Here is a 19164-nt window from a genome sequence, read left to right as displayed (position 1 = left end):
TAGGCCCTGCACGTGGCCGCTAAGAAAGCGATACAAGACATGTACAAAGCGCGTCGGATCGAACGGCATCAGTTGCCGTATTTCCTCAAAGTCTTTAACGGTGTCAACGGCAGGCCCATCGGTTTTTTGGGCAATGTTTCTGAAAATGGGCTGATGCTGATCAGCCATTTACCGTTGATGGTCGGTGCGGATTTTGACCTGCACCTCAAAATCCCTTCCGATGAGGGACCGCAGCAGAACATTGTGCTCAGAGCCAATTGCCTGTGGTGCCGCGAAGACGTGACGCCGCAGCATTTTGACGCCGGTTTCAGCCTGCAATGGGCTCCACCGGAGTACGGTCAGCTGATCAGCGCGTTGCAGCAATATTTCAGTTTTTATCCGATGCCGGAATCGGCCTGAAATCAAGCCACGGAATAACCCGCTTGGTTGATACCCCTGTGCTCCCACAGATTACTCGGCAATCGTGCGAAGGTTCAGCGCTGAACCTTCGCCTCGTTATCCGGCAACTTCCCCAACAACACCCCCATCTCGCCCATCTGGTGAATCACCATGGCCAGGTTGCGCTTCCAGGTCTTCCGATAAATCCAGAATCAACGTGCTCACCGAGCAGAAGGTTTCGTAGGGGAGCGCCGGTAAGCCTTCGGGGGAACGCTTGTGCACGTCACTTTTGCCTCCGGGCGGCTAAACCCGATGGGTTCTGCGGGATCTGTAATCCGTTGCGCAAGACGTTGTAGTCAGTTGGAGGATCCTTACAAATTGGGTTGCCGTTGATCGTGACTGTCAGGTTCGACAGGTGTCCCCTAGGCCGGATAGGTATTCACTACTCAAACGGTTGGAAAGAGTGGTTGGCGACGCAAATTGTGGATTTACATTCAAGCAGGATTTGAAATGAAAACTGAAAATGTTAAGAATAAGTCTAAACAGGAACCTGCCTCCAGCACCGTCGAAGTAACCGCGTTGGGGGGCGATAACAATAGGCTATGGGCAAAGCTTGAAGTGAGATATTGGTGGTCGGCGGACGGTAGAACATTCACCGCTGAAACGCTTCAGTACCAAGTGGATTACAATAACCGCAATAGTGGTGATGTGTACTTTAGGGTAGAGGCGGAGGGTGATTCGGGATGGAGCACGTTAACTACCACTGCCAAGCAAGATGGGCAATGGCACTCGCTGACATCTCAAACGTCAGTCGCAGGCAGCTCCAGCTTTGCAGATATCTCATTTCATTATGACTATGACGTAGCCAATGCCCCCGATCCGCGCCTCAGGGGCAGTGTGCGTGTGAAAAGAGATACTCCCTATATTGAGAATGAGCACTGATTTTCCTTTGAACACTCAGGCGATCGCCTTCGGGGGAGTTGACGTTGTACTCAGTGCTGCCGCTTGCCGGCGTTGTCAGTATTGACAGGCGCCCAAGTATTGAACGTCATTTATTTTACTCGACGCTCCAGGTTTCGGCCGAGTTTAATCAAAAGCTAAGGGCATTAGAGGTAAATTAAAAATACGTCTTTCTTCGGGGAATCGGCGTCGGGGCGACGATGCAGCGGTCCAGTTGCCGTTGAGTGTTATCAAAAAGTGCAAAGCCGAATAAGGCCGAAGTATACCTTCAATTTTTTGGGTGGTGGAATAAGTCTTCATGTGATCGGTGTTCGCGATGAAGGTCATAGCCGACTAAATTTGAATTTCTGGTTGTTCGAGTTTTGTTTTGGGTAAGCCACAATATTGGTACCGTTTGTTGTGTTGCTACCCGTCACATCCAATGCGTCTTCTTGAGTCTGTGCGTTTATCAGAAAAAAATAACCATCGCCGGCGTCCTGCAACACCCAGAACTGACTGCTTCGCCAGTCCACAGGTGACGCGACAACATTTTTAGTGTCTCCAGATTTATCTTCCCAGTAGGGCGACATTCCAAGCGCATTGTTGTTCAATACGTTGGTAATAAGAAGTAACGGACCTCGTTGGCTAAATCTTATATTGTAAATATTCCAAGTGGATTCGGGGGCGGGGTTGTCGGTATGCAGCTTAACGTTGTGAGCATTGCGGGCGCCTGCAGTCTTGCTCATGTCAACAAGCATCGAATCTTTTAAGTAGGTAAAAATTTTATACCGGCCGTTAGTGATGGCGGCGACGTTTGTTCTCTCCTCGAATGAAGTATTAGTGTTGGGTTCAAGAGGCTCAGTGCCAGTGATATTTGTAGCTTTTGGCTCGTTTTCGTTATTCATGATGATTTCTCCAGGCCATGAGAGCGCATATGTTTAAGTTTTCAGGCGGATACGTCGCAGTGCTCTACCGGAATGGGGCCTCATGACTATGTTAAGCAGACGCTGTGGGCGGTCTACTGTAAGATATTACAGTTATTTATACCTGTTTGGTAAGTTCGTTAAATTGAATCGAAATAACGAGCCGGGTGCGCTTCCGCCTCGAATCGTGAGGCGTAAGGGCCGTTGTTTGATGTTTTTCCGCCCGTCGGGACTGTAAAGTTTGACAGGTGCGCGGAACGGTCGCGTTGGGTTTCACTTGCTCACCGGGCAGTATCCAATCGAAACCGAGAGGAAGAATCATGGACACTGATGATGGCCTCAATGCAAACTTGCCCAAAAGTGAAGTGGAAAGCAATAGCGGGACCGCTATTATAAGGGCGGAGGGCCTTTTTTGGGCAGAGCTTGAGGTGGAATATAGCTGGAGCGGAGATGGTACTTCGTTCTCTGTAACCGCCCGCCGATATAGAGCATCAGCCAATGGTAATAGTAAAGGGAGTGTTAGGCTGGGGCTCACTTCCAAAAATTTTGTAGACTATAAAGAAATTACTGATCGTGCCAATCAGGACGGAAAATGGCATAATCTTTCGTACCCTCTCATGGTAGCCGGGAACGTAAAAGTGGCCCATGTACATTTCCTCTTTATATATGGTGGTGGTGTTAATGTTAAGTTGTGGGGTGATGCAAGTTTTTTGTTTCGTCCGCCGGTGCCGGTAATAACAAGTCCGCCTGTTAGCTCTTCGTCGGTCATCATGACGGGGACGGGTGGAGTTGTCTTCACCGACAGCGTCATAGATATTCTCGATAGCGTAAATTTTTCAACTTTAGCTAATGCCAGAGTAGAGCTCAACGGCAATTGGACGGCCGAATTCGCTGCGCCCAGTGGGGCGCGCACTATCAAGTGCTTCGCGCTGCAAATGATTGGTTTGTCCGGTAAACGCTCACCTGACGTCACAATCACGGTGACTGACATAACGTTAACCAGGCCCGCATCTGAAGAAGTCGTGAGGGCTGACCAACTTGTCTTTGAGGGGACCGGTTTTTTAGGTGTTAAAGTTTGGGCCGTCAGGCCTGACAGCGGCGTGGAGCTCTCCCGTCCCACTACAGTAGGCTCGGACAATAAATGGCGAGCCGCGCCTACCAATACTTTAGCCAGTGGACGCTGGACGGCTCAGGCAGCTTATCAATTGAACAACGGTCCTATTAAATACACTGAGGAACGGCGTGCTTTTATAGTTTTAGGCGAACTGATATTTGGCACGTTGGAGCCCTATCAGGAAATGAATTTTACATTAACTGGAGGAGGCGGATTCAAGGGAGCCTTTGTCGAGATAAGAATTGATTTCGGCGGTCCAAAAGTCGGTGAAGGCACCGTAGAAGACCTCAGCGGAGTTTTTACAATACCCGTGCAAATGCCTGAGGCGGGCCCTACCTCCCTGGTGGCCGTACAGACCTATCTAAACGTCTCCTCGAAAACCAGTGCACCCCGATCCTATAAAATCAAACCCCCGAAACTCGTGGGTATCCAAGTGTCTTACCCCAGCCTTGGCACGATCAGGTTCTCGGGGGCCGGTTATGACGCCGCCACGGTGGAGGTTTATATCAAAAACAACATGACCCCCCAAGTCTGCACCGTTGTCAGCAGCGGCCGATGGTCTGTCGACTGGCCCGATCAGGTTCCTGGGCCCTACGTATTCAACCTGCGGCAAAAAGTTGCCGATGGGCAGGGCGGCTGGATTCACTCCGCATGGTCTGACAACGTGTCGGCCACGATCCCGGTTCCGGTGCCGACCCTTACGGCGCGGTCAGGCACAGACCGCAAACCCGAGCTTTCCGGTACCGGCCATAGTTGGTCGGGTCAGCCCGCTACGAAAGTTGAGGTCAACGTCAGCGGTCCATCGACGCCTTCTATTCCTCAAGTAAATGTCAACGGCAGCAACTGGAGTTACACGGCGACCGTTGCGTGGGCCCCGGGAGCGTATCAACTTAAAGTCCGGCAGATTTTCAAGTATATCCGCTCTGAATGGACCTCTCCGATTACATTGACCATCCCCACGCCCTTGCCCACGGTGAGCATCAAGGATAACGGCTTGACACCGGAATTTTCCGGCACCTGTCTGGAGGATGCCCAGGTGAAATTGGGTTTTGATGGGGATCAAGGCACGCCTCATGCCGCCACGGTGACCGGAGCGACCTGGAAGTTCACCCGACCCACCCCTTTCACGCCGGGCACTTACACCGCTCGAGTCATCCAGACCGTCAACAATCTCCCCTCCAGCGTGCTCTCTCGGACATTCACGGTGGTCGTGCTGAAGCCGGTCATCACAGCGCCCATCGACGAGGACGTCGATCACAATCCCATCATCCGGGGAACCGCCGGCATAGCGGGCGCGGTGATGCGTGTATTCGATTATGTCTCGGACTTGCAGCTTGGGGAGGACACCCCGGTAGCGGGAAACGAATGGTCCGTCCCGCTCAAGGACCTTTCGTTTGGTTCAAACTCAGTGTACGTCGTTCAGGCATATGGCAGTTTTTCTTCCGAAAAAAGCGAACGGGTTTCCTTCAGGGTCATTCTGTTCCCACCTGTCATCGATCATCCGCAACCCGGCGATGACAAGGCACGAAGCTTTTTGATCGATGGATATGCCCGCAAAGTATCGGGGCTCGATACGGCACGGGTCGAGTTGTGGCTTGAAGGCCAGGACACACCGTTGGCTTCTGTCGGAGCAAGAGGCGTGGATGGTTATTGGTCTTACCAAGCCCAACTGCCGGTAGGGGAGTATGTACTGCGCGCCAAGCAGTTCTTCGCCGGCGAGCCATCCGACTTCAGCCCTGATCATGATTTCACCGCCGTTCCGGCGATCCCGCTCATCGAATCGCCGACGCTGCAACAGCATGTCGGCGCGACAGTGACGATTTCCGGGTTCGGGTATGTCGGCGATTGGGTCGAGGTGGCATGGCGCGATACAACCGATACGTTGCTGGGGCGTGCACGGGTGCAAGCGAACCGGACCTGGTCGCTCCAGCTACAGACCGACAGGCCGGCCGGCGAACAGCACTGGGTCGTACAGCAAGAGTGCGAGGGGTATCGCTCCGGCTGGAGCGACGCGCATCCGGTGCGGCTGCTCTCCCAAGCGCCGACGTTTACGGCGCCGGAGGTTGGACATTGGTTTGCGGCTGCACCGCTGTTTGAAGGTACGGGCGGGACCGGCAAGACCATTGAGTTGTCGTACTGGTTCGACGCCCGCCAGCTTATTGCACAGGACTGCCCGGTAACCGGGGGGCAGTGGAGTGCTTCCCCCGCCGCGTCCTTGAAGGCTGGCCCTTACTGGGTGAAAGCCCGGCAGGTGGGGGCGGACGATTCGGATTGGAGCGACGGCCCCCGTATCGAGGTGGCAGGACCCAGGGACGTACCGGACGTCGGTCGATAGTGAAAGAGGAGCATCTACTGTCAGGTCTGACAGTAGATGCTCCTCTCGTTATGCCTTCAAATAACGTTCGTATGATTGCCTGGCCATTTGGCGCGGGCGAGCGCAGCCCTCATTGGAAGCGGGAGCAATGAGATGAAAGAGTCACCGGTTCAGATTGCCAGACGCTTTTGCCAACAGCTTGCAGATGAGCAAAAAGCTGAGTCGTTCGCTGCGCTTGATCAATATTTCGAAGAGGGCGGGTCGGTGTGTGTACTGGCTCGCAAAGGCGTTGCGGTGCTGGTGGATGAGTATGGCTTGGATATTGACGACGCCAAGGCGCTCGCAACGCGCTTCAATGGGTTGGCAACGTGGGTGCTCCGTCGTTTTATCGAGAGCAAATTGATCCATTCAGAACCGCTGCCTGCGCACCTGCGCCAGGGCTTGTTGGCACTGGTGGATGGGCCGAGTTTCCAGAAGCTCTTCCAGTTCAATTTCGCCAATAAATGTCCGGTCGATGCGATCGAGGCCATTCATTCGCCTGTGGCTTATGCGGTATGGCTGAAACACTGGTCCGAACAACGCTTGCGCCCTTCCAATCCCAACGAAGCCTATGCATTGAAGACGCGGCGGGTGGACCTGGATCAGTTGCGTGTTGATTCGGTAACGGCCAATGGTGTGGTGTCGTCGGTCGAGGTGGTCAGCGCGGTGCTGGAAAAATCAATCCGCGATTCCTTGCCTGAAGTCGACAATCTGAACGAGACGTTAAACGCGCGCCGATACCCCAATGGTCTGCCTTATCACCACCCCTGGGTCACGCTGAATGAGTTTGCTCGGGATCTGGGTATGACCGTTGGGTCAGTGGTGGAAATATGCGATCCCTGTTCGCCCTGTTTCTTGCGTGATGTGCCTTGGGGAGACACAGCCGGTCATGTGCTGACTCAAGCCGCCCGGCTCAGTCCGAGTCTCCGGCAAGTCATGACGGAAGATCCTTATTTCAAAAACGAGGAGCAAGAAAACCTTGCGTATTTCAAAAGCAACTTTGGCATGCTCAATGGAATAGAACCGCAAGATTTGAATCAGGCTTTTTACTTCAACCATCGAACCCGCCTGACTCAGGCTGAATTGGAAGCCTTGTTGTCGGTGGAGAGGTTCGCGCCCACTGTCTCCGACAACGCGCCGTACTTTAATGAAGTTGTTACGCCTGGATATTCGGGGTCGGTGTTTATCAACAATGGGTATGCCAACGCCTCCATGTACATTTCATATGGCGGCACGGATATACGCAATGTCATTATGGAAATCGCTCATTGCGCTACGTATCACTTCGACAAGGTTGACCGCCTCAACCGCAAGATCCGCTTGGACAAAGCGATGCAGTTGCCCAGCCATGAAACCGATGCGTTATTAAGTGCAATCTTGACAGCCGAATCGGAGCAGCCAACTGCCGGCATCCAGGAGCTCGATTATTGGATGACGGCCAATACGCTTCGGGCGCTGGGCTTGTTCCAAATGTTGAGGGAACACTATCAGTGTTCGGCTGAAGAGTTTGCAGCCTTCGTTGGCAGCCTTTCCATTTTCGGACGCGGTACCGAGCGCTCGCAATTCGACCGGGTGTTCAACAGGGATACGCTGTTGATGCCTCCTTTGCTTCTGGATGATCTGCCGTTTGCATTGAATCCAGAAACTGAAGAGGACGCACTGACGGTCATGCATATTTGCAGCGGTCTGAATATCGACTTGACGACGTATTTCAACCTGGCGCCGTTGATCGCCAGCGCTCACTCCAGTGGGCTCAGACGCAGCCTCCCGGTGCTGTCCAGCTTCTACCGCATGGCCAGGCTGCCGCAGATATTGGGCATCGCACCGAATCTGGCAGTGGAGATACTCAATCTGTTAAGCGCCGACTCCTGGCTATCTACGCTGGCCTACTGGCCCTACATCAATGCCGACACCCAGGCACAGGTACCGGACGTGCTGACCGAAATACGGCGCTTGGAGGGATGGGCACGTTGGTGCAAGGACAGCAACCTGGACGTGGGCTGGGCTATCACCCACGTCAAACCCGTGCCCGTTCCTTCCGAACCTTCAGAGGCACAGACACGGCTCTTTGAGCAGATACGCATGCAAATGGCGCCCTCTCTGTTTACCGAGGAGGCTCTGCGCATGGCGGGCGTGCCGCAACTCTCCAACGGTCGGCTGTGGACCAACCAACTGCTTGAGTTGGCCGACGCCCACGGGTTAGTGATTCACTGGGTCGAAACCGGTGGACGGTCTTACGAATCCTATGCTCGTGAAAGGGTCACGCGGGTGGTGTCCCAAGTCATCGGCCGAGACGACTTGCAAACGGTCGAACAGATTGTCGGGGTATTGCTGAGCAGCCGCTCCGGCCAGCGTGGCGTGATTCAGGAAAGCCTGGCCGTATACGGCAACCTGGCGTCCCTTCTGGCGTTACCGGTCCTGAGCTGGTCGGGCGGTACGGTATATGACGTACTGTCAAACGTGTCGGGGCGTCCATTGGCGCAGGACTCATCGACAGGGCGCCAGCGGGAAGAAGAACCCGGTGACCCGTTCCTGGGCATGCTGGACGGTTTCACTAACCTCAGCGAGGTGACGAAGGAGCTCAAGCTCAGCGTGGAGTTCCTGAACCTTTACTTGACCATCGGGGATGGCGTGGGGGGGGGTCCAACAGAAGAGCTTTTTACTCCGTCCGCCCTGTACTACCTGACGGTCTACAACCGGGCTGTTGCCCTGAGCCAGCGCCCCGAGGCTAGGCTGCTCGGTTATTTGCAAATCGTGAACGGGCTTCCTGACGGTCTGTCTGGCGACGGGTTGACACTCGTGCAGGAGCACACCGCCGAACTGCTTTCCGAAATTTTTGAATGGAGTGTCCAAGAGGTACGGGCTTGCGCCGATAAGGTAAACCCCGGGGCGGGCTACATCCGCAGCCTCGAGCACCTGGATCTGTTCACTCGCCTGCGTGCCTTCGCGCTTCGAAGCAAACTGGACGCGATTCATACGCTGAAAATTGGCGCGTTGAATCCCGATGACTCGTTCGAGGCTTACCAAACACTGGCCGATCAAGTCGCCGTTCTTCTGGCAGAGCCAGACCAGACATTGCCGCTGTATGGCCTCCATGCCAAGACCGATCAGGTCATGGTCGAGTGCAGTATCGATACGGATCGACTGATCGCCAACAGCGATGGCACGGCGCAACTGAACATCACGGTTACCCGTGGGCAAGCGCTGCAGAAGAACGTCAACATCTACTGGGCATCGACGCTGTGCACGATCGAACCGGCCGTTTCCACAACAGATGAAAACGGTGCCGCGACGGCCACGGTGCATGTCGGCGCCGCTGTAGGGCGTGATGTGATCAGTTATCGGTTGGATGCCCGCGAACCACAGCCCGGGGTAGCCGTCGTCGTGGGTGTTGATTTCGAGTCTCTTGAGTTTCACCGGCTGGACACGGAAATCTACGTCACTGAAGAAAAAGTCGGCAACGACGTCACCTTGCGAGTGGGGTTATACGATCGATACGGCAACCCGATTGCCGACGAGCCAGTGAGCTGGATGCTAGAGCCGCTGTTCAGTCTTACTTATGACACCACAACCAATGCCGAAGGGGTGACGGAGGTGACGTTCACCAGTCCTGAAGGTTTGACGATCGAGGAGCCTAAAGTTTCGCGCAGAGCCGATCAGACCATTGCATTGAGGTTGCGCTCTATCACATTCACCGAGTGAAAGCGGCACTTGATAGGACGCCTCGGTAGATGCCGTATCGCGAATACCCCAGCAGCGAGGAGACGCACATGGCTACCCAAAACATCACCCGCGTTACAGCCATGCGACGCGACGCTTTGGTCGAATACGCGCTGGGCATCAAGGAAATCGAAGATCGGGAAAACAGCCGGGGTTTTCCAGAGATAAAAACAGCAGATGACCTGCTGGAGTGGCTGCGTACCGACCCGATGGACAACCATGAAGTCAAGACGTCCTGGGTCGCCGAGGCGGTCAGTTGTTTTCAACAATACATCCATGCGGTTTATCAGAAGCTCGAGCCGGGGTATACCGATCGGGAATTCGACAGTAAGGACCTCAAGGACTGGGACATTGCCAGCCAATACCCACTGTGGGCCGCCAGCCAATTGCTCAAGTGCATGCCAGAGGATTACATCACGCCTTATGCACGTATTCGCAAGTCCAGCCTGTTCAAAACCCTTGAAAACAACCTCAACCAGACCCGGCTGACCGCCGACTCAGTGCAACTGGGTGTCCAGCAATACCTGCGAGCTTTCGAAGAGATATGCAACCTGGATGTGCTCAGTGGTTATGTCGATGGTGCTGATGCCCGTAGCGCGGACTATTACCTGGTTGGCCAGGAGCGGATCGCCCCCTATCGTTATTTCTGGCGCAAGGTCGATGTCCAACTGGACGACGACACCGAAACCATCAACCCCGCGGCCTGGAGCGAGTGGAAGCCCGTCGGCATCCCGACCGATGTGCAGGTCCTCGACACCCGGCTTGTGTTTTGGGGAGGGCGCTTGTGCCTGGTCTGGGCGGAGTGGCGCCAGGCGCTGTTCGACGCCGGCGGCGGACTGCAAAAGCCCTACGAACTCGAGTTGAAGGTGGCTTTCATTGCGTTGAACGGACAGTGGTCGCCACCGATGCGTTTGAATTTGTCGTTGTTCCATAAGGACGTGAGCCCCAACTGTCGGTTGATAGCGGTGATGCTGCGAGATGATGTGGATCCGTTGTATCCCAAGGGCAGGCTGGCGGTACACCTGACCAATGCAACAGGGCCGTTGTTCGGAGCCCGCCTTGACCCGGTTGAAATCTACGAAACGCGCGACGCGCTGTTTCGCAAGGTGGAAGACCAAAAACCGATCATGGACTATTTGGCGATGGTCCGGTTCTTGAAGCCCACGACCCTACAGCAACGGATTGCACCGGAGAACTTTTCCCGCATGACAGAAACGATCTCCTCGGGGGCGAAGCCTCTGGTGGAGAAATTCACGCTCAAAGCCTTTGTAATAAAAAGTGGAGAAAAGCAGGTACTGCATGTCCAAGCGCATTGCGCTCTGTTGGTGCCCGGGGAGGATGGAACGAATAAATCCTTCACATTGGCGTTGAACGATCCGGCTGCTGGGGATCCTGCACCGGAGGAGCGTCCGCAATCCGACAATGGGGGTTGGTCATTACCGTGGATGAAAGTTGTCCGTGAGAGTTTCGCCAATCTGAGCGTGACCTTCACATTTGAAGGTGAGGGGCTGGGCTACAAAACCTTTACGATAGAGACGAATGGTGTTCCGCCTGTGCCTCGCCTTCCTGCCTTGCACAAAACCAATCCTCAAGGCGCTCAATTCCTGCATCTCAACGACCCTGCCCTGAAACTTCAATACACCCGCCTGAACACCTTGATCGGTGCTGAACTGGTCACGCGCTCGAACGTATCGATCGATGCGGTGCTCGACTGGGATACCCAGTTTCCCAACGAGCCAGCCATGCCAGACAGCACAACTGAGCCCAACGGGCCGTTTGATGGAGCCAATGGCCTGTTTTTCTGGGAGCTGTTTTTTCATCTGCCTCATCTGGTGGCGACGCGTCTCAAGGACGAAGATCGGTTTGTCGAGGCCCAGCAATGGCTGCACTTCATTTTCGATCCCCAGGCCCCCGCCGACACAAACGACCGGCGGGCAGCCCCCAAACCGCGTTATTGGCGCTGCCGGCCATTGAATGTGAGTAGCGCCGAGGGTGGCGTGGGGTGTGAGGCCAGCGACCCGACCGACCCGGATGCGATTGCCTATTCGACGCCCCGGCATTACCAGATGCTGATTTTTCTCGACTATGTCGCCAACCTCGTGGAGTGGGGCGACTGGCTGTATCGACAGTTGACGCGAGATAGTCTGGTGGCGGCGAAGATGCAGTACCTGCGCGCGAAAAACCTGATGGGGGCGGCACCAGACACCCGAACTCTCAGCCGATGGGAGCCCGCTACGTTGGCGGAGTTGGCCGAGGAGCTTGAGGACAATGCTGCATTCAAGGCGTTCGAAAACAGCCTCGAATTGGAGCAGGGATGGCTACCGGTCAAGACTCGCTTCTTCGAAGATCCCGGTGTCTTGGGTTCGGAGCGCTTCAGGTTGCCTGTGAGCCAGCGGGTCATGCAGCTGTTCGAATTGCCGGCACAACGGCTGTTCAACCTGCGCAATAACTTGACCATTGATGGCAAGCCGTTGTCCATCGCGTTGTTCAGTACAATCAATCCTTCCGATCTGCTCAGCAACCTCGCGGCAGGTGGCGCCGGCCCCGTTCGTCCAATCGGCGGGCCTTTGCGAGTGGCGGCGTTTCGCTGGCGGGTATTGTTCGATGCGGCACTTCGTGCGACTCAGTATCTGCAGGAGTGCGGTAATCAGGTGATGCGGTTGTTGGAACAGCAGGACCGGGGCGAGCAAGAATTGTTGGAACAGCGTCATCTCACCGAGCTGAGTGCCTTTACCAAGGACATGCAAGAGGAGAATCTCGCTCAGTTGAAAGCAAACCTAGCCGCGTTGCACAGCAGCCGTGCGATGACGGAACAGCGTCGCTCACACTACGCGAAGCTGCACTCGGAGAACGTCTCGAGTACCGAATACAAGGTCATGGCGGACCTCGATGACGCCAAAGTCCTGTCGGCGCTCAGCACTGCGTTTCAGCTCGCCGGTGCTGTCGTTGATGCCTTTCCCAATATATTTGGTGTAGCAAACGGCGGGCACCAGCCAGGTAGTCTTCCAAGGGCGATGGGTTATGGATTCCAGATTGGGGCCGATGTCATACGCAGCGGCGCCGAGAAAGACGCAACGTCCGAAAGCTATCGGCGCAGGCGTGAGGATTGGGGCTTGGCGCGGGATCAGGCAGCCGCCGAACTTGCCCTGATCGATGACAACATCCGCGCGCAGGAACATGCCGTTGCCGCGGCCGAGGTCAGTCTTGAACAGATCATCAAGTCGAACGCCCAGATCCAGGCGCTTTATGACTTCCTGCTTACCCGCACTACACGTGTCGAGTTGTATCGTTGGTATCTGAGCCAATGTAAGACTTTGCACTATCAAGCCTACGATCAGGTCGTCAGTTTGTGTCTGAGCGCTCAAAGCGCGTTGCGGGTAGATACAGCCGAGTTCGATCTGGGACACATCCGCACCGACGCCTGGCTGGACAGCTATTACGGCTTGACTGCTGGGGATGCATTACGACTCGACCTTTTGCGCATGGAGGCGGACTATCTGTTGCGTTATGAACGACGTCTTGAATTGGTTAAAACCGTTTCTCTGCGCCAGTTGTTCGACGGGTATGAGCAGGATGACGCCGATAGTTGGACCGACGCAGTGGCAATGCTGCGGCAAACCGGCGCATTGAATTTCAACCTGCCCCAATTGTTGTTCGACCGCGATTATCACAACCACTATTGCCGTCAGATCAGCGCTGTGGACGTCACCCTGCCGACCCTGATCGGTGCTCACGAGAATATCTGTGCAACGCTGACGCAAGTCGGCAGCAAGACGGCGATCAAGCCTTCACTTCAGTCATTGGAATACCTCTACGGGAACGGCGACGGGATCGCACCGCAGGACGTATTGCTGAATGTCAGCAGCGGTGAGCAGATGGCCATTTCAACCGGGATGGATGATTTCGGCGTGGCGGCGTTGAAAACCGAAGAGGGCTTGCGCAATACATTCGAAAACACAGGTGCTGTATCCCGTTGGACGCTGACCTTTCCCTGGCCGAATGAGCCGCGTCAGGAACGGCAACTGCTGGCTCTGAATGACATCATTGTGAAGATTCGCTACACCGCCAAGACGGGAGGGCCTGCTTTTTCCAGAGAGGTCCAGAGCTTCGTGGTCGCTTCCGACAGAGCGCGCGTCAGAGGTGAAAAATGAACAGAGAACCTGTCAACACCCGTACCAACGTTGTCCTGAATGGACATTTCGAGTCGTATCGATACTGGGAGATCGTCAATGGAGGTAACAGCGATCTGAAAGAGGATACGTGGGAAGGGCAGCCCATCACGTTCATGTCTCTTTGGAAAGGCTCCGGGATCGGCCAGACGGTGCCTGCCCCGGCACGCAGATCGGCGGGCGCGCTGTACCGCCTCAGCTTCCTGTATGACAATCGGCATGCAGAGCCCGGTATCTTCATCCTGCGCCGGCGTGCGACCGAGGATAAGCTGGAAATCTTACTTGCGCCTCGTGGCAATGAGGTCTCGGATAATCAGACCCGGGCACTGAGCCTGACGCCCGTGACAGCGCTGATCGATTTTGATGTCGATCACGATGATCTGTTTGAGTTTGAGATCAGGAGCTCGACTCAATCCAGTACGTTTAACAGCCTCATCATTGCCCGAATCGATTTCCACCTTGAACTGGATCCGCTGGTCCTGGCTGGCATTGTCAACGATGGACAAAACCATGCTCCGACCGAGGAGCCCAGGCTTTACCTCTGCCACGGTGCCACCGGCGACAAGCGCCACCAGATCTCCTTCCAGCCTGTGCCTCAAAGCCCTTGGGCGGGGACCGAGGCGTTGCTCTGGAGCCAGGATAATCCGCAAGAGATGATCGTTGTTTCCCCTGAATGGGGAGAAAACCAGCCGATCGAAGGCGTGTGGGCAGCCGATTGCCCCGTGCCTACCAACGATGAAACACTGTCGTTCAACCTCTCGATCTACAGCAAGTACCACGCCGAAACGTACCCGATCGCTGTGTCGCTGGGACACCATCGACTGTTGGTCGAGACGCGTCTGGATCCCGCTTATGAGCCTGTTGTCGAGTACGGTCAGTCCGTCAAGCTGGGCGTTCAGGTCAAGTCCTATTACCTCGACCTGGCGATGCGAGATTATCCCGTGACCTGGATGCTGGGCGATGAGGTGCTGTCTGTCGGTGCGACCGATGACGGCGGTTATGCGCAATTCGAATTCATGCCGCTCACCGAAGGCTCGCTGCGGGTGGAGGCCCGGGTTGACAGTCCCTTTTACGCACCGGGCAACATTGGCCACACATTTACCGTGAAGGCCCACGCCACCGACCCGCTGAAAACGGTGCAAGTCAAGTTCCCCGGCATGGAGCCCGCATTGTGGGGGGAAAAAACCGGCTATCCCGATCGTGGTGCATCGTATCGCCTGGAGGTGTCATTCGCCGCTGACAGCCCCTTACTCAACACTGAGGTATGGCTGGCATGGGAAGGCAAGGACCCCGATGAGCTCGGGGTAACCGTTGCGCCGGCTTTTTTGCAGCCGGTGCGGGTCGACGGTACGCAGTTGTCCTGGACGCTGCGGTGCGAAGATCTTGTCGACGGTCATTTCAACTTGCGCCTAGCCAGTGCCAATCTGCTGGCGCCTACAGTGGTCAACCTCATGTCACTGGCCCGGCACAGCCTCAAGATCGGCGGTGTGCGTGAAGCCAACCGGCGTCCGGTGGTGGATGAAGGGGATTATGTCTGGTGCATGCTGCAGGTGATGACTCTCAGCAGCCTGCCGGTTGCAGGCGTGCCGGTGGAGTGGGATACATCTGGCGGGGTTCAACGCACTTTTACCGGGGTGAATGGCTGGGCCAGCGTGATCGATCGACCTACCGCGCAGGGTGACTACACACTCATCGCACGGGTCAATCCCCGGGAAGGCGGGCAGCAATTGGGGCACGACTTTGCCATCCGGACGCTGCCGACCAGTGCATGGAAAACGGCACGCTTCACATTGGGTGACGTAGCGATCGATCGGGTCGGGGCGGGTGCGGTGTGTCGCATGGGGCAACAGTCTGTGTTTCGTCTTCTGGTCGAGCCTGGCAGCCCATTGATCGGCAAGGAGGTGTCCCTGAGGTGGCAGGATCCTGCCAGCGCCGATTCCGTTGTCATCGCCGACATGGAAACCCCGACCCCTCTCACCGCCGACGGTGCGCAATGGAGCGTCGAGGCATTGGTGGCCGAAACCAGCGGTGTGTTTGATCTGCAGGTGATATCGACAGGGATGGAAGCGCTCGACCTGGCGTTTCGTGTGCTTCCCGAAGACTTGAGCGCCGAGGTCGAGTTGATCTTCGACCAGGCGCAGAAAAACTGGGACACCGATACCCGGTTGTACCCTTGCATTGGCGCAGTCCACGATCTCACCGTCCAACCCCTGCACGAGCTGAGTGGGTTGCACGGGCTATTGCTCCAAACCTCCGTGGGGCCGGACCTGCCGTCGGGCTGGATGATCACTCCGCCCTTATCCGAAACGCCCGGCATGACGGCTGGTGGCGTTCGTTACAGTTGCGACTTCACCGGCGCGAACACTGCCGCCCAACGCAACTGGACCGTCAGTATCCAAGGAGCTGGGACGTTGACCCAGCCACAGCCTTTCGAGTTGAACCTGGGCCACAACAAAGTGGTGCTCGGTACTCCCTATGAAGTTGCCACCGATCCGGTAGTGAGCAACGGCGAAAGCGCACGGCTGGCCTTGCAGTACCTGTCGGCGTTCACTGGTGAACCGGCGAACGATGTCAGCGTGACGTGGGACGATGGAGACGACTCTCTGAGCGGGGCGGATGGTATCGCGCAGCGCGATTACCGGCCCTTGACGGCGGGCAGCCATACGATGGAGGCCGTGGTCCGCAATCCTTATGATGCCACTCAGGTCGAGCACCGCTTTGAGGTATTCGCCTATCAGGAAGATCCCTGGCTAGAGCTCAAGGTCAAAACTGCTTCGGGAGTGGAGCAGCCTTGGGGCGAACAAACATTCTTTCCCCGTCGAAGCGATAGGTTTGATCTGGAGCTGTGCGCGCCGCAGGGGAGCCCGTTGCTCGATCAGTCCCTTGCGTTGGGGCTTGGCGGGGTCCATGAGCTTGATATGGCAATGCAGTTCGGGCCGGTGGGCTTGGGGATACCACGACCATTAAGCAACGATGGGCTACCTGTCAGCCTTTCGGCGGGGGATCGAACCGACGCGGCGTTCTACTTACAGTTGTCAGCCTCGCGCCTGTTGGAGCGCTCACCGTTGAATGCCTTTTCCCTGGGCAGCCACGTGCCGGTAGATGTCACGGCCAGTACGCACCAGGACACCGTCGTCGACTGGGGGGAAACCTTGTTCTATGAAGTCGCCTTGACCAACGCATTGTCCGGTCAACCGGCGAGGAATGTGGAGGTGTCATGGGAGAGCACGGATGAGGCCATCGAGCCGCAAGTCACCGTCACCAATTTTTATGGCATTGCTCGTTTCAGTTTCGTTGCGACGGTTTCCGGGTCGGGCACGGTGACTGCTCGCGCCATGGGCAGAACCGAAACCGAAGTTGTTGAGTTCGATTACCTCGTGCACGAGGCTTGTGAAATTCAAAGCCTTACCAGCGACAAACTCGAAGGGTACCCGGGCGAAGAGGTCATTGCCGAGGTCATGGTCGTCAGTGCTGCATCCGGTGAACCGGTCGCTGGGGTGCGGGTGCATTGGTTTATCAGAGGTGTCGGGCTGGAAGCGGCTGTGACCGATACGCAGGGCAAGGCGCAGATCGCCTTTGAATTACCGGCGAGGATCGGCAGCTATGCGTTGAGTGCGTCCGTGCGTGGGGAGTCTGGGTTGGATTCGGCTTGGCTGGCGATTAAGGTGCTGGGAACCCAAAATAGCTGGAAGCAGGAGTTTACGCTTTGGTTGAATGATGCCCCCGTCATTGGGGAAGATGGGGTTAACAGGGGAGTGAGCTTAGTGCACGACACTACGAGTATTCTTGAACTGAGAGTCAAGAAAGATAGCAGTCTGATTAACGCAACTAACGTTAAGCTCCAGGGCGAGTCAGGACCCTTGGTGACATATGATCCCGGTTTTTATGTGGCACGGCCTGTGACTACGGTTCCCATGTCTTGGACTATCGTGACTCAAAATGGCGCTTACGGTACTTTTCTTTTGGAGTTGCATAGCCCGGATCTGCCGGCACTAGAGTTACGGTCCAGCGTGGTAGATAAACTCTGAGGGAATCCTGAGAGGGGAATCACCTACAAATCCCCCGCCTTCTTCCACCCCAGATACAACGTCACAAGCTCGGCCCCCAACTCCCCGGGCCGGGCTTGCAGCACCGCCATCCCATGGGCGCCCAGCCGTTCATGCAGCGTCGCACGGGCATTCAAATACTCCACCGTCCCGCAATAGGCCAGCGCCTCGGGCAAGGTCTGCACCGGCGCCTGGCGCAGCCGGTCGAGCGCCTCTTCCCGCAGGCTCGCCACCAGCACCCGATGCCGCTGGCCCAGGCGTTTGACGGCGGTCAGCAGTTCTTCATCGTCCTCATCCCGCAGATTGGTCACCAATACCACCAGGGCCCGTCGTTTTTGCCGGGCGAGCAGTTGCGTGACGGCGCCTTGGTAGTCGGCGGGGTGTTGGCTGCTGTCGAGGTCGTACACGGTGTTGAGCAATACGTTGAGTTGGCCGGTGCCCTTGACCGGGGCGAGGTAGCGCGGCTGTTCGCTGGCGAAGGTACTCAGGCCGACGGCATCGCCCTGGCGCAGCGCGGTGTAGCTGAGCAGCAGGCAGGCATTGAGGGCATGGTCGAAGTGCGACAGTTCGCCGTCCTGGCTGCGCATGCGCCGGCCGCAATCGAGCATGAAGATGATCTGCTGGTCGCGTTCGTCTTCGTATTCCCGTGCAATGGGCGTGCGATGCCGGGCCGTGGCCTTCCAGTCGATCTGGCGCAGGCTGTCGCCCTCGCGGAATTCGCGCAGTTGATGGAATTCCTGGCCCTGGCCGCGTCGTTGCCGCTGGCGGATGCCGAGCTGGCTGAGCCAATTGTCCACCGCCAGCAGTTGGCCGTCGTAGAGCCTGGCGAAATCCGGGTAGACCCGAGTCTCATCGATCGCCTCCAGCAGACGCTTGTCGGTCCACAGGCCCAACGGGCTTGGCAGGTTGATTTCGCAATGTTCGAAGGCGAAGTGGCCGCGCTTGAGCGGGCGCAGGCGGTAGCCGACCTGGCTGCGCTGGTCGGGCTGCAGCTCGACGGACAGCGGCAGGTTTTCGAAGTCCAGGCCGTCGGGTACATGATCGAAAAGCTGCACGTGCAGCGGCTGGGCAAAGTCATGGCTGATCTCCAGGCGGACTTCACCCCAGCGACCCAAGGCCAGGCTGCCGGGCATCTGCCGTTGCACCCGGGGCGAGGGCAGGCGCCTGACGCGTACCGCGTCGAGCAGCGCCAGGGCCAGCAAGGCCAACAGCAGCCCCCAGTTGATCGACAGCAGCGTTGATGGAACCGCCATGCCCAAGGCCCGTAGCGCGCCGAGCACGATACTCACGGCCAGCAGCACGGCAAGCCAGGTCAGCAGCAGGCGGGAGGGTTTCATGGGGGCGTTCCCGTGGAGAGGGCGTTTGCCTTGGCAAAAGAGTCGGCTGCGGTGAGGTCTCCTGTGGCGAGGGAGCTTGCTCCCGCTGGACGCGCAGCGTCCCCTTGCGGTGTGTCAGGCCGCATCAGAGGGCTGCTGCGCAGCCCAGCGGGAGCAAGCTCCCTCGCCACAAAAAGCGCTCCAGA

At 56.7% G+C, this 19164-nt stretch carries 8 protein-coding genes; 6 read left to right on the top strand and 2 right to left on the bottom strand.

Going from position 1 to position 19164, the window contains the following annotated elements:
- Positions 1–39: 39 nt before the first annotated feature.
- Positions 40–399 carry a PilZ domain-containing protein gene (locus LQ215_RS16330; RefSeq protein ID WP_230151444.1) on the top strand — a complete coding sequence of 120 codons (360 nt, stop codon included), beginning with the start codon at positions 40–42 and terminating at the stop codon, positions 397–399.
- A gap of 489 nt (positions 400–888) precedes the next feature.
- A complete protein-coding gene (locus tag LQ215_RS16320) occupies positions 889–1320 on the top strand; it encodes a hypothetical protein (protein WP_230151423.1) in 432 nt (143 codons plus the stop codon).
- A 341-nt stretch (positions 1321–1661) separates the two neighbouring features.
- On the opposite strand, the gene LQ215_RS16315 is transcribed toward LQ215_RS16320, so the two are convergent.
- The gene (locus tag LQ215_RS16315; protein ID WP_230151421.1) at positions 1662–2222 is read right to left on the bottom strand and encodes an RICIN domain-containing protein; all 561 of its coding nucleotides are present in this window, start codon (positions 2220–2222) and stop codon (positions 1662–1664) included.
- A gap of 338 nt (positions 2223–2560) precedes the next feature.
- Between LQ215_RS16315 and LQ215_RS16310 the strand changes: the two genes are divergently transcribed.
- The 4 genes from LQ215_RS16310 (at position 2561) to LQ215_RS16295 (ending at position 17624) form a co-directional block, all read left to right on the top strand.
- Complete coding sequence (locus tag LQ215_RS16310; RefSeq protein ID WP_230151419.1) at positions 2561–5689, top strand: hypothetical protein; 3129 nt, start codon at positions 2561–2563, stop codon at positions 5687–5689.
- Positions 5690–5821: 132 nt separating this feature from the next.
- Positions 5822–9409, top strand: a complete 3588-nt coding sequence (locus LQ215_RS16305; RefSeq protein WP_230151417.1) for a Tc toxin subunit A — start codon at positions 5822–5824, stop codon at positions 9407–9409.
- Between the two features lie 68 nt (positions 9410–9477).
- Positions 9478–13578, top strand: a complete 4101-nt coding sequence (locus tag LQ215_RS16300; protein WP_230151415.1) for a neuraminidase-like domain-containing protein — start codon at positions 9478–9480, stop codon at positions 13576–13578.
- On the top strand, positions 13575–17624 hold the full coding sequence (locus LQ215_RS16295) for a hypothetical protein (RefSeq protein ID WP_230151412.1): 4050 nt from the start codon (positions 13575–13577) through the stop codon (positions 17622–17624). The genes LQ215_RS16300 and LQ215_RS16295 overlap by 4 nt, the downstream gene beginning before the upstream one ends.
- A gap of 23 nt (positions 17625–17647) precedes the next feature.
- Here LQ215_RS16295 and LQ215_RS16290 read toward each other — a convergent pair whose 3' ends face one another.
- Complete coding sequence (locus LQ215_RS16290; protein ID WP_230151410.1) at positions 17648–18979, bottom strand: DUF58 domain-containing protein; 1332 nt, start codon at positions 18977–18979, stop codon at positions 17648–17650.
- Positions 18980–19164: the final 185 nt, after the last annotated feature.

This window comes from Pseudomonas brassicacearum (genome assembly GCF_918698105.1).
Taxonomy (GTDB): domain Bacteria; phylum Pseudomonadota; class Gammaproteobacteria; order Pseudomonadales; family Pseudomonadaceae; genus Aquipseudomonas; species Aquipseudomonas brassicacearum_F.
This window is presented reverse-complemented; position numbering and strand designations above follow the sequence as displayed.